Origin of the sequence: Staphylococcus carnosus (genome assembly GCF_900458435.1) — a bacterium.
Taxonomy (GTDB): Bacteria; Bacillota; Bacilli; order Staphylococcales; family Staphylococcaceae; genus Staphylococcus; species Staphylococcus carnosus.
In genome coordinates this window covers 1605679-1618418 of the sequence record NZ_UHCT01000001.1, presented here as the reverse complement: position 1 = coordinate 1618418, position 12740 = coordinate 1605679, and the positions used below count along the sequence as shown (strand labels likewise).

General features: G+C 35.5%; 10 protein-coding genes. 9 read left to right on the top strand and 1 reads right to left on the bottom strand.

The genetic code is table 11. From position 1 onward, the window contains the following. The first annotated feature begins 8 nt into the window (after nucleotides 1-8). The 4 genes from opp4C to thiW all read left to right on the top strand — a co-directional run bounded on the left by opp4C (nucleotide 9) and on the right by thiW (nucleotide 3496). Nucleotides 9-908 carry an oligopeptide ABC transporter permease gene (gene opp4C / locus DYE31_RS07775; RefSeq protein ID WP_015900189.1) on the top strand — a complete coding sequence of 300 codons (900 nt, stop codon included), beginning with the start codon at nucleotides 9-11 and terminating at the stop codon, nucleotides 906-908. A 161-nt stretch (nucleotides 909-1069) separates the two neighbouring features. Next, complete coding sequence (miaB, locus tag DYE31_RS07770) at nucleotides 1070-2611, top strand: tRNA (N6-isopentenyl adenosine(37)-C2)-methylthiotransferase MiaB (protein WP_015900190.1); 1542 nt, start codon at nucleotides 1070-1072, stop codon at nucleotides 2609-2611. Next, complete coding sequence (locus DYE31_RS07765; protein ID WP_015900191.1) at nucleotides 2611-2967, top strand: YlbF/YmcA family competence regulator; 357 nt, start codon at nucleotides 2611-2613, stop codon at nucleotides 2965-2967. Before miaB ends, DYE31_RS07765 begins: the two co-directional genes overlap by 1 nt. 31 nt (nucleotides 2968-2998) lie before the next feature. Next, a complete protein-coding gene (gene thiW / locus DYE31_RS07760) occupies nucleotides 2999-3496 on the top strand; it encodes an energy coupling factor transporter S component ThiW (RefSeq protein WP_015900192.1) in 498 nt (165 codons plus the stop codon). Between the two features lie 44 nt (nucleotides 3497-3540). Here the strand turns inward: thiW and DYE31_RS07755 are convergent, their stop codons facing one another. Beyond that, the gene (locus tag DYE31_RS07755) at nucleotides 3541-4503 is read right to left on the bottom strand and encodes a glycerophosphodiester phosphodiesterase (protein WP_053464031.1); all 963 of its coding nucleotides are present in this window, start codon (nucleotides 4501-4503) and stop codon (nucleotides 3541-3543) included. 306 nt (nucleotides 4504-4809) lie between these two features. Between DYE31_RS07755 and mutS the strand changes: the two genes are divergently transcribed. From mutS to glpK, 5 genes are all read left to right on the top strand, one after another. Next, nucleotides 4810-7419, top strand: a complete 2610-nt coding sequence (mutS, locus tag DYE31_RS07750) for a DNA mismatch repair protein MutS (protein WP_015900194.1) — start codon at nucleotides 4810-4812, stop codon at nucleotides 7417-7419. Between the two features lie 13 nt (nucleotides 7420-7432). Next, on the top strand, nucleotides 7433-9373 hold the full coding sequence (gene mutL / locus DYE31_RS07745; protein ID WP_015900195.1) for a DNA mismatch repair endonuclease MutL: 1941 nt from the start codon (nucleotides 7433-7435) through the stop codon (nucleotides 9371-9373). An 11-nt stretch (nucleotides 9374-9384) separates the two neighbouring features. Further along, nucleotides 9385-9918: a glycerol-3-phosphate responsive antiterminator gene (locus DYE31_RS07740; protein ID WP_015900196.1), complete on the top strand. Its 534-nt coding sequence runs from the start codon at nucleotides 9385-9387 to the stop codon at nucleotides 9916-9918. 168 nt (nucleotides 9919-10086) lie between these two features. After that, nucleotides 10087-10902 (top strand): MIP/aquaporin family protein, encoded by an 816-nt coding sequence (locus DYE31_RS07735; RefSeq protein WP_015900197.1) that lies wholly within the window; start codon nucleotides 10087-10089, stop codon nucleotides 10900-10902. 173 nt (nucleotides 10903-11075) lie between these two features. Then, nucleotides 11076-12581 (top strand): glycerol kinase GlpK, encoded by a 1506-nt coding sequence (glpK, locus tag DYE31_RS07730; RefSeq protein ID WP_046099400.1) that lies wholly within the window; start codon nucleotides 11076-11078, stop codon nucleotides 12579-12581. Nucleotides 12582-12740 lie beyond the last annotated feature (159 nt).

Sequence of the window (12740 nt, the reverse complement as noted above, 5' to 3'; positions counted from 1 at the left end):
GAGAAAATATGTCTAAAAAATTTAAAGATAAAAACGAAAGCATTTCACCATTAAAAAGTGCATTTATAAATTTTACGCACAATAAGTTGGCAATGACTGCACTAATTTCACTGTTTTTAATTTTTGTGATTTCAATGTTATCTCCGCTTATTGCTCCGCATGACCCTAATACTCAAAATTTAGTATATATAAAAGGTGATATGTCTCCGGAACATTGGCTTGGAACTGATGCTGGTGGTAGGGATATATTAAGTCGATTATTGTATTCTGGACGTGTTTCAATGGTATTCGGAATTACTACAACTTTAGGAATTTTAATTATAGGTATTATTGTGGGAATGATATCAGGGTATTATGGAGGAAAAGTAGATACAATTTTAATGCGTATTACTGAATTTGTAATGTTATTTCCATTCATTCCATTTGCTATCGTATTGAATGCAACATTCAGTGAAAAAATCAAAAATCCATATGGTTCTGCATTTATATTAGGTGCTGTAATAGTGGTATTATCATGGGTAGGAATAGCGCGTTTAGTACGTGGTAAAGTTATGCAGGAAAAGGAAAATGAATATTTCTTAGCAGCAGTTTCTATTGGTACTCCTGTTTATAAAATTATGCTAAAACATTTATTACCAAATATATTAAGTGTCATTATTGTACAAGCAACGTTATTATTCGCAGTGCAAATTGTAGCAGAAGCGGGTTTGAGTTTCTTAGGGTTTGGTATTGAAAAAACAACACCTACTTGGGGGAATATGTTGTCAGATGCACAAGAAGCAGATGTGTTAAGTAGCAAGCCATGGATTTGGATGCCGCCTGCTTTTATTATTACATTTACTATATTATGTATTAATTTTGTTGGAGAAGGTTTAAAAGACGCTTTAAATCCTAAAGCTAAACACTAATATTAAAAAGCCGACTAATTTATCATGAATGCTTAGAGTTTCTCTTTAAGACTTTATGATTGATTGTCGGCTTTTTCTTTCTGGAATCATTTTGCACATTTCGGCTAAACCATATATAATGAGGTAATGATTAATCGGGGATATAGAAAGGATTTTGCGAAGTGAATGAAGAACAAAGAAAAGCAGGTTCTTTAGATGTTATTGCACAACGAAATAAAAAAGAAAAAGATTATAGTCAATACTTCGAAACAGTTTATCAACCGCCAAGTTTAAAAGAAGCGAAAAAACGTGGTAAAGAAGATGTTCAATATAATCGTGATTTCCAAATCGATGAAAGATTTAAAGAGATGGGCAAAGGCCGTACATTCTTCATCAAAACATTTGGTTGTCAAATGAATGCGCATGATACAGAAGTAATGGCAGGTATATTTGAAGCACTTGGTTATACATTAGCAGAAGATATTTTAAAAGCAGATGTGATTTTACTTAATACATGTGCAATTCGTGAGAATGCTGAAAATAAGGTATTCAGTGAAATCGGTAACTTGAAACATTTAAAACGTGACCGTCCAGATTGCTTAATTGGTGTATGCGGCTGTATGTCACAAGAAGAATCAGTTGTAAATAAGATATTGAAATCATATCAAAACGTAGACATGATTTTTGGTACTCATAATATTCATAAATTACCAGAAATTCTTGAAGAAGCCTATATGTCTAAAGCTATGGTGATTGATGTATGGTCAAAAGAAGGCGACGTTATTGAGAATTTACCTAAAGTCCGTGATGATTATTTCAAAGCTTGGGTGAATATTATGTATGGTTGCGATAAATTCTGTACATATTGTATTGTGCCGTTTACACGTGGTAAAGAGCGCAGCAGACGTCCACAAGATATTATTGATGAAGTCCGTGATTTAGCACGACAAGGTTATCAAGAAATTACTTTATTAGGTCAAAACGTGAACTCATATGGAAAAGATCTTAAAGATATCGAATATGATTTAGGTGACTTATTCGAAGATATTTCTAAAATTGATATCCCGCGTGTCCGCTTCACAACCAGCCACCCTTGGGATTTCACTGACCACATGATTGATGTCATCGCAAAAGGCGGTAATATTGTTCCGCACATTCACTTGCCAGTACAATCAGGAAACGATGCAGTATTGAAAATTATGGGCCGTAAATACACACGAGAAAGTTACTTAGACCTTGTAAATCGTATTAAAACGGCAATCCCAGATGTCGCACTGACAACAGACATCATTGTAGGTTACCCAAATGAAACTGAAGAACAATTCCAAGAAACACTATCTTTATATGACGAAGTCGAATTTGAACATGCGTATACGTACTTATACTCTCAGCGTGATGGCACACCTGCTGCACGTATGAAAGATAACGTAGAAAAAGAAGTGAAGAAAGACCGCTTGCAGCGTTTGAATCAAAAAGTAGGTTACTACTCAGAACGCGCATTAAAAGGTTATGAAGGACAAGTTGTGACTGTATTATGTGAAGGAAGCAGTAAAAAAGATAATGAAGTACTAGCAGGTTATACAGACAAAAACAAACTTGTGAACTTCAGAGGACCAAAAGAAGTCATTGGTAAATTGGTGGATGTTAAAATCGACGAAGCGAAACAATATTCATTAAATGGCACTTTCTTGCATGTCCATGAACCAAGTGCGGTGAAAGCTTAATGTATGAGAAAAAAGACATTTTAGCACAAGCTCAAAAACTCAGTGATCAAATTAAACAATTAGATACCGTGAAATATTATCAACGTGTTGAAACACAAATCCATCGTAATCATCATATTGATGAATGGATGAGTGATTTAAAACAAAGACAGAAACAATCTGTTAACTTACAAAATTATGGAAAAATAGAAGCGTATAAACGTAGTGAAGCAGAGATTGCACAGATTCAAGAAAAAATAGATGCTTTGCCGATTGTGACTGAATTCAGAGAAGCACAATCTGACGCAAATGATTTATTGCAGATGATGATAAATACAATGGCCGATCGTTTAAACGCAGCACATCAAGATCAGTAAACACGATTAAAACTAGAAGGGGCGTTAAAACATGAACGTGAGAAAACTCACTTTAACTTCAATGTTCATTGCGATTAATGTAGTTTTAAGCAGTATTATCGTCATCCCATTAGGGCCGATTAAAGCAGCACCCATACAACATATGACGAATGTTTTATGTGCTGTATTTGTCGGGCCATGGTATGGATTGGCACAAGCATTTTTATCTTCTGTGATTCGTATGATATTTGGTACAGGGTCTGTTTTTGCATTTCCCGGCAGTATGGTGGGGGTATTGCTAGCCAGTTTGTTATATCGTTATCGTAAACATCTATTTATGGCAGCATTTGGTGAAGTCATCGGTACAGGGTTAATCGGAAGCTTTATGTGTATTCCATTAGCTTGGGTAATCGGTTTGCATCACGTAGCGATCAAACCATTAATGCTTGCTTTTATCACATCAAGTGCATTAGGGGCATTTATCAGTTATGTCATCTTAATGGTTTTATTTAAAAAAGGAAAATTGAACAAATGGCTGCCTAAAGATTAGAAAAAATCCGCTTCAGAAACACAATCTGAAGCGGATTTCTTCACTTAATAAGCACTTTGATTATTAGACTGGTCTCTTAATTGCATATATTGATCAATGTAATTAGAGAAAGCACCATCTACATTCGCATTAATTAAATTTTGCATCGCTAATTTAGTATTGGCTGTATATGGATGGACGAGTAAACCATGCTGATGCAGTCTTTCAACTTGAGCAGGTGTCGCATCATGATATTCAGGTCCGACGCCATCTGCATAAGAAGCAATATAATCTAAATCTTTATCTGTATAGCGTGGTATTTCTAAAACATCTGTTAATTGAATCAAAGGTATATTCGGATTCAATTTTTTCATTTTCAATAGGCTTTCTTGTGAGAAAGATTGAATTACGATTTGACCATTTTTCAACTTGTCAGATGTCAACATACCATGTTTATTCAATGTATCTAACAATTTTTCTTCCATGCCAGGATACACATCTGGAGATTTTGTTTCAATATAATAATTTGTATCAGGACCATAGCGCGTTAAAATTTCATCTAAAGTCGGTACTTTTGCACCGGCATATTTAGGGTTGGCATACTGCGGATTTTTTTGATTGAACCAGCTGCCGACATCCATTTGTTTTAACTGTGCAGTTGTATAATTTTTGACAGGACCATGGAATTTGCCGCCTGTTGTACGATCAACTGTTTCATCATGCATCGCAATTAAATTACCATCTTTTGTCATTTGCAAATCTAATTCTATGTAATCTGCACCTAACTCATTTTTAGCTTTATCATAAGCGAAAAAAGTGTGTTCAGGAGCATAACCGCTCGCACCGCGATGTGCAATTGCGACATTTTTAGCTAAAACATTTTTGTTTTGCTGCGCATTATTTTGTGAAGCAGATGAATCTGATGAAACAGGACCCATACCGCCGCCGCTTGCTAAAGCCCCTTGAGAACCTAGAAGAATAGATGCAGATAGTACTGCTGATGTAACTAAAATCTTACGTTTTTTCATATTGAAACTTCATCTCCCTTTATTAAGTCTATAATTAATATATCAAAAACAAATACGCAATATATTAATTTTAACTATAAATTCATATAGATTTACTACATATTTATAATCAATTAACTAAAATGATAAGATGATTCGAATAAATATGTCGTAAAATTTGAAACTCGTATGAAAACTAAGAATTTGTTAAAATAGATGAGTTAAGAGAAACGTAATGTGTATTGATTGCTTATTACATCAAAAATGTATAAAATATATTAAATTCAAACAGAATTAAACCGAAGATAGAAGGAATGATTAAGAATCATGACAAATGTAACGCCGATGATGCAGCAATATTTAAAGATAAAATCACAATACCAAGACTGCTTATTATTTTTCAGATTAGGCGATTTTTACGAAATGTTTTTTGAAGATGCTAAAGAAGCATCCAGAGTCTTAGAAATCACGTTGACAAAACGTGATGCAAAAAAAGAAAATCCTATCCCTATGTGCGGCGTACCTTATCATTCAGCTGAAAGTTATATCGAAACTTTAATTAATGAAGGCTATAAAGTCGCGATTTGCGAACAAATGGAAGATCCGAAAACAACAAAAGGAATGGTGAAAAGAGAAGTCATTCGCGTTGTTACGCCTGGTACGATTATGAATCAAGGCGGTATGGATGAAAAACAAAACAACTATATTTTGAGTTTTATTAAAGACGGTGCAACGATTGCAGTGAGCTACTGTGACGTTTCTACAGGTGAGTTGAAAGTAACGAAATTCAATGATGAAAGTATGTTATTAAATGAAATAACAACTATCAACCCAAATGAAATCGTTGCTGCTGATCAAGTCAGTGAGAGTTTGAAACAACAAATGAGTCTAGCTACTGAAACAATCACTGTAGTTGATGAAATCAGTAATGAAGCATATGAAGTGAATCAAGTTGAAGATACACTGATGCATCAAGCCGTCCAATTATTACTCGATTATATTCATCATACTCAAAAACGTAATATGAATCATATTGAAGATGCACAAGTTTATGAAGCAATAGATTATATGAAAATGGATTATTACGCGAAACGTAACCTTGAATTAACAGAAAGTATACGTTTGAAGTCTAAAAAAGGAACGTTACTATGGTTGATGGATGAAACGAAAACACCGATGGGAGCACGTCGTTTAAAACAGTGGATTGACCGTCCATTGATTTATAAACAAGCTATTAATGAACGATTAGATGCGGTTTCTCAATTGATTGATCGTTTTATCGAACGTGATACACTTAGAAATTACTTGAATCAAGTATATGATATTGAGCGTTTAGTAGGCAGAGTGAGTTACGGTAATGTGAATGCGAGAGATTTAATTCAACTTAAACATTCAATTGCTGAGATACCGAATATTAAAGCATTATTAGATGATTTTGATGATGCATTGCCAGAACAATTCCGTCAATTAGAACCCTTGAATGACTTGTTGGATTTACTTGAAAAAAGCTTAGTTGAGGAACCGCCGATTTCTGTTAAAGATGGCGGGTTGTTCAAACAAGGTTTCAATCAGCAGCTAGATGAATATTTAGAAGCCTCAGTCAACGGTAAACAATGGTTAGCACAGCTTCAGGCGAAAGAACGTGAACGTACGGGTATCAAATCATTAAAAATCAGCTTCAATAAAGTATTCGGTTATTTTATTGAAATTACACGTGCGAATTTAAAAGGCTTCGAACCTGCAGATTTTGGTTATAACCGCAAACAAACGCTTTCTAATGCGGAACGTTTTATTACAGATGAATTAAAAGAAAAAGAAGATATTATTTTAGGTGCTGAAGATAAAGCAGTTGAATTGGAATATCAACTTTTTGCGCAATTGAGGGAAGAGGTTAAAGCGTATACTGAACGTTTGCAGAAACAGGCGAAATTAATTTCAGAGATTGACTGTCTGCAAAGTTTCGCTGAAATTGCACAAAAATATAACTATGTGCGTCCTGAATTCAGCGATGACAAAACATTGGATTTAGTGGATTCAAGACACCCGGTTGTAGAGCGTGTGATGGATTATAATGATTACGTACCGAATGATTGCCGTCTTGATGATGATCAATTTATTTATTTAATTACTGGACCGAATATGTCAGGTAAATCGACGTATATGCGTCAAGTGGCGATTATAAGTATAATGGCGCAAATGGGAGCTTACGTACCTTGCGGTTCCGCTGTATTACCGATATTTGATCAGATCTTCACACGTATTGGAGCTGCTGATGATTTAGTGTCTGGTAAAAGTACGTTTATGGTCGAAATGTTAGAGGCTCAAAAAGCTTTAACATATGCCACAGAAGATAGTTTAATTATCTTTGATGAAATTGGGCGTGGCACATCTACATTTGATGGATTAGCTTTAGCACAAGCTATGATTGAATATGTCGCAGAAACTTCACATGCCAAAACGCTATTTTCAACACACTATCATGAATTGACAACGCTAGATCAATCACTTGAGTGTTTGAAAAATGTGCATGTAGCAGCAAATGAATATCAAGGCGAATTGATTTTCTTGCATAAAGTAAAAGATGGTGCAGTAGATGACAGCTACGGTATTCAAGTTGCTAAACTTGCTGATTTGCCAGACCGTGTGATTGAACGTGCGCAAGTGATTTTAGATGCGTTTGAAGAAAAAGATAAACCGCAGCCTCAAATCAGCCACTTGCAGCAAACTGAATCTTTTGTTAGAGAACCTGAAATAGAAGATATTCAAGATAAAAAAGAACCTGAGACTGAACAGTTCCAACAAGGTGCTTTCGATTTATTTGAAACACCGCCTGTTGAAAGTGAGATTGAAGCTGAGTTGAAAAAAATTAATATTTCTAATATGACACCGCTTCAAGCTCTCAATAAACTCAGTGAACTTCAAAACCAATTAAAATAAGAGGTGAGAAATCATGGGCAATATTAAAGAATTACAAACATCGCTGGCAAATAAAATTGCAGCGGGTGAAGTAGTAGAACGACCAGGCTCTGTCGTCAAAGAGTTATTGGAAAATGCCCTTGATGCCAAAGCAACCGAAATTAATATAGAAATTAAGCAATCTGGTATCGAATCAATTCGAGTTGTAGATAATGGAACAGGAATTGAAGAAGATGACCTTAAGCTCGTGTTCCACCGCCATGCGACAAGCAAGCTGCATGAAGATAGTGATTTGTTTCATATTCGTACGCTAGGCTTTCGCGGTGAAGCGCTGGCCAGTATTTCATCTGTAGCTAAAGTCACGTTACGTACGTGTACGGATGGGCAAAGCGGTCATGAAATATATGCCGAAGATGGTGCGATTTTAGAACAAAAACCAGCCAAAGCTAAAAAAGGTACTGATATTCTAGTTGAATCGTTATTTTATAACACGCCAGCGCGTTTAAAATATGTCAAAAGCTTATATACTGAACTAGGAAAAATCACAGATATCGTGAATCGTATGGCTATGAGTCACCCAAATGTACGTTTCACTTTAACATCTGATGATAAAGTATTAATTAAAACCAATGGTTCCGGCCGTACAAATGAAGTAATGGCAGAGATATATGGTATGAAAGTAGCAAAAGATTTAGTGCATATTACAGGCGATACAAGTGATTATCATTTAGAAGGGTATGTCGCAAAACCAGAGCATTCACGCAGTAATCGTCATTATATTTCTATTTTCATCAACGGCCGTTATATTAAAAACTTTGTACTGAATAAAGCAATCGTCGAAGGCTATCATACGTTATTGACTATCGGTCGTTATCCGATTTGTTATATCAATATTGAGATGGATCCTATACTGGTCGATGTCAATGTGCATCCTACAAAACTAGAAGTACGATTATCAAAAGAAGAACAGCTATACCAATTGATAGTCCAAAAAATTCAAGAGGCATTCAAAGATAAAATTCTCATTCCGCATAATGATGAAAATAAACTGTATAAGAAAAACAAAGTGCTGGATGTATTTGAACAACAAAAACTTGATTTTGAAAATCGTACTGCATCGAACCCTCCAGCAGAAAAACCTGATGAGGAAACGGACCGTGTTAATGAAAATAGTGATACACAAGCATTTCAAACGAATGAACAAACATCAGAGAATGGATCTGATGCTTCTTATCAAGCTGGTCAGCGTGCGGTACTGCAAGATCTAGAAGGAAATACTAAAAATAGTGAAGGTTTATTTGATTCAGAAGCAACTTCAAATGAAGCAGCATCTGCTGAAATTGAATCATCAGAAGATGATGTACGCGAAACAGAACACGCGAAACCGCACCGTCGTGTACCTTATATGGAAGTAGTCGGGCAGGTTCATGGTACGTATATTATTGCGCAAAATGAGACAGGTATGTTTATGATAGATCAGCATGCTGCACAAGAAAGAATTAAATACGAATATTTCCGTGATAAAATCGGCGAGGTTACGAACGAAGTACAGAATCTATTAATTCCGATGACATTTCATTTTTCAAAAGATGAACAAATGATTATTAATCAATATAAAGATGAATTAGATAAAGTCGGTGTTCATCTTGAACCATTCGGCAGTCACGATTATATCGTCAACAGCTATCCGGTGTGGTTCCCTAAAGAAGAAGCACAAGAAATTATTCAGGACATGGTAGAATATGTGTTAGAACATCGCAAAGTGGACATTAAGAAAATTCGAGAAGAAGCGGCGATTATGATGAGTTGTAAGAAATCTATCAAAGCGAATCATTATTTAAGAAACCATGAAATGGCTGATTTAATTGATCAGCTGCGTGAAATGGAAGATCCGTTTACTTGTCCGCATGGCAGACCGATTATCATCAGTTTTTCAAATTATGAATTAGAACGCTTATTTAAACGCATCATGTAAAGGAGAATGAGATGAATCCTCACATATTACCAGCAGTTCGTGAAATGAAAGATTTAGAGAAATTAATGAAAACAGATTATCAAAAATGTGTGCTGTTAGATGCACATATCGGCCACTTGCAAGGAATTATGGATTTATTGGCACAAAAACAAATGAAGACTTATATTCATGTGGATTTAACACGAGGGGTCGCACATGATGAGTATGGTTGTGAATATATTATTCAAAAATTCAAACCATCAGGTATTGTTTCAACAAAACCTAAAGTGATTAAAAAAGCAAAATCTTTAAAAGTGGCAACGATTTTGCGTATTTTCGTTATCGACAGCCATGCTTTAAATCGCAGTATTGCTTTAATTAAGCAAGTTCAACCTGATTATGTTGAGGTGCTGCCAGGGGTTGCAAATAAGGTCATCAGTATTATTAATCAAGAGACACAAACACCCGTGATTGCAGGTGGTTTGATTGATCAGGAAAGCGAAGTGGAAGCAGCAATTTCAAGTGGCGCGGAATATGTTACAACTAGTAATAAATCATTATGGTAAATTATTCACAAACATATTATTGATTTTGTTTTAAGAAAATAATTGACAACGCTTTCATGAAAGTTTATTCTGTTTATAAGTTAATATTTAATAAGAGAGATTGGAGACTTCTACATTACTTAGGGATTATGTAGGGGTCTTTTTGTCTTCTTTTAAGGAGGAAAATAAATGAATCCATATTTTGCAGAATTTTTAGGTACTGCCATTCTTATTTTATTTGGGGGCGGGGTTGTAGCAAACTTAAACCTCGTTAAATCGAAAGGGTTTGGCAGTGACTGGATTAACATTTCGTTAGGCTGGGGTTTGGCCGTTACGTTAGGTGTTTATGCAGTCGGTAAGTTTTCTGGTGCACATTTGAATCCTGCTGTAACCATGGCTATTGCGATGGATGGCGGTATTGAATGGTATAAAGTGCCAGGTTATATTATTTGTCAAATGCTTGGCGGTATTGTCGGAGGGGTACTTGTTTGGTTGATGTACTTGCCTCATTGGAAAGTAACAGAAGATCAAGGTGCAAAACTTGCAGTATTTTGTACAGACCCAGGTATCAAAAACTATTACGCTAACTTTTTCAGTGAAATCATTGGTACTGCTGCTTTAACATTGGGATTATTGTTCATTGGTATTAACAAATTTACTGATGGTTTAAATCCAATTATTGTTGGTGGTTTAATCGTTGCAATCGGCTTAAGTTTAGGCGGACCAACAGGTTATGCTATCAACCCGGCGCGTGACTTAGGTCCTCGTATCGCTCATGCTATTTTACCAATTGCTGGTAAAGGCAAATCAAACTGGTCATATGCAATTGTCCCTGTTTTAGGACCAATTGCAGGTGGTATGTTAGGTGCTTGTATTTATAGAGCGGCATATAAAGGCGCATTTGATACAATGTCAGTAGTAGCAATTATTTTAACTGCAGCAACATTAATTCTTGGGTTAGTTTTAAATAAAATTGATAAAAAAGATATCGGCACTATTTATTAAGATTTTGGGGTTATTAACAATATTGATTGAATCGGTGAATTGAGTTTTAAAACTTTTTCATCACTTAATAAAGAGGGACAAACAGCAGTAATTCTAGTTATACATTGATGATAAGGGTTGCTTTTAGGACTTTAAACTGCTGTTTACGGTTCCCGACATAAGGAGTTTTGACAATGGAAAAAGAAAAATATATTTTATCGATAGACCAAGGTACGACAAGCTCTCGTGCAATTTTATTCAATAAAGACGGAGAAATCGTTACTACAGCACAACGTGAATTCACACAACATTTCCCGCATAACGGTTGGGTTGAACATGATGCGAATGAAATCTGGACTTCTGTATTATCTGTTATCGCTACGGTATTGAACAATGATAATATTTATCCGGATCAAATTGCTGGTATTGGTATTACAAACCAACGTGAAACAACAGTGGTTTGGGATAAAAATACAGGACGACCGATTTATAACGCAATTGTTTGGCAATCACGTCAAACACAAGATATTATCCAAAGTTTAAGAGACCAAGGGTATGAAGATACTTTCCGTGAAAAAACAGGTCTTGTTTTAGACCCTTACTTCTCTGGTTCTAAAATCAAATGGATTTTAGATAATGTTGAAGGTGCACGTGAGAAAGCTGAAAATGGTGATTTATTGTTCGGTACGATTGATTCTTGGCTAGTTTGGAAATTGTCTGGTAAAGCAGCGCATATTACAGACTATACTAATGCAAGTCGTACATTGATTTACAATATCCATACTTTAGAATGGGATGATGAATTATTAGAAATTCTTGATATCCCTAAGCAAATGTTGCCTGAAGTTCATGAATCAAGCGAGATTTATGCGAAAACTAAAGATTATCATTTCTTTGGTCATGAGGTACCGATTGCAGGTATTGCTGGTGACCAGCAAGCAGCGTTATTCGGACAAGCATGTTTTGAACGCGGCGATGTAAAAAATACGTATGGTACTGGCGGATTCATGTTGATGAATACGGGGAAAGAAGCGGTCAAATCTGACAGCGGTCTTTTAACAACTATCGCATTTGGTTTAAATGGAGAAGTCAATTATGCATTAGAAGGTTCAATTTTTGTCTCAGGTTCAGCAATCCAATGGTTACGTGATGGTTTACGAATGATTAATTCTGCACCTGAATCTGAAAACTATGCAAACCGTATTGAATCTTCAGAAGGTGTTTATGTTGTGCCTGCTTTTGTAGGTTTAGGTACTCCGTATTGGGATCCGAGTGCACGTGGTGCCATCTTCGGTATTACACGCGGTACGGAAAAAGAACATTTTGTACGCGCGACATTAGAATCTTTATGTTATCAAACACGTGATGTTATTGAAGCGATGGAAAAAGATTCAGATATTAAAGTGGAAAATTTACGTGTCGATGGCGGAGCGGTTAAAAATAATTTCTTAATGCAATTCCAAGCGGATATTGAAAATATTGAAGTGGAGCGCCCAGTTATTCAAGAAACAACTGCGTTAGGTGCAGCTTACTTAGCAGGTTTAGCAGTTGGCTATTGGGAAAGCAAAGATGAAATTGCGAACCGTTGGAAGTTAGATAAAGCATTTAAACCGAAAATGCCTGAAGCTGAACGTGAAAAATTGTATAAAGGCTGGAAAAAAGCGGTTGAAGCAACACAAGTATTTAAATTAGACGACTAAATTTAAAGTATGCTACAATAAAGGCAAGTTAATAAATGTACTCGAGAATGAGAGAACTGTTCGTACAATTTTATGAAATGTATGGGATAGGTCTCTCATTTTTTAATACTTTATGTTTTTTTAGAATGAACAGCTTGTCTCATGCATGTACTGATAATA

Excerpts from the sequence above, each read along its gene's own strand:
- opp4C (WP_015900189.1), top strand. The coding sequence starts at position 9 with ATGTCTAAAAAATTTAAAGATAAAAACGAAAGCATTTCACCATTAAAA.
- DYE31_RS07765 (WP_015900191.1), top strand. The coding sequence starts at position 2,611 with ATGTATGAGAAAAAAGACATTTTAGCACAAGCTCAAAAACTCAGTGAT.
- thiW (WP_015900192.1), top strand. The coding sequence starts at position 2,999 with ATGAACGTGAGAAAACTCACTTTAACTTCAATGTTCATTGCGATTAAT.
- DYE31_RS07755 (WP_053464031.1), bottom strand. The coding sequence starts at position 4,503 with ATGAAAAAACGTAAGATTTTAGTTACATCAGCAGTACTATCTGCATCT.
- mutS (WP_015900194.1), top strand. The coding sequence starts at position 4,810 with ATGACAAATGTAACGCCGATGATGCAGCAATATTTAAAGATAAAATCA.
- mutL (WP_015900195.1), top strand. The coding sequence starts at position 7,433 with ATGGGCAATATTAAAGAATTACAAACATCGCTGGCAAATAAAATTGCA.
- DYE31_RS07740 (WP_015900196.1), top strand. The coding sequence starts at position 9,385 with ATGAATCCTCACATATTACCAGCAGTTCGTGAAATGAAAGATTTAGAG.
- DYE31_RS07735 (WP_015900197.1), top strand. The coding sequence starts at position 10,087 with ATGAATCCATATTTTGCAGAATTTTTAGGTACTGCCATTCTTATTTTA.
- glpK (WP_046099400.1), top strand. The coding sequence starts at position 11,076 with ATGGAAAAAGAAAAATATATTTTATCGATAGACCAAGGTACGACAAGC.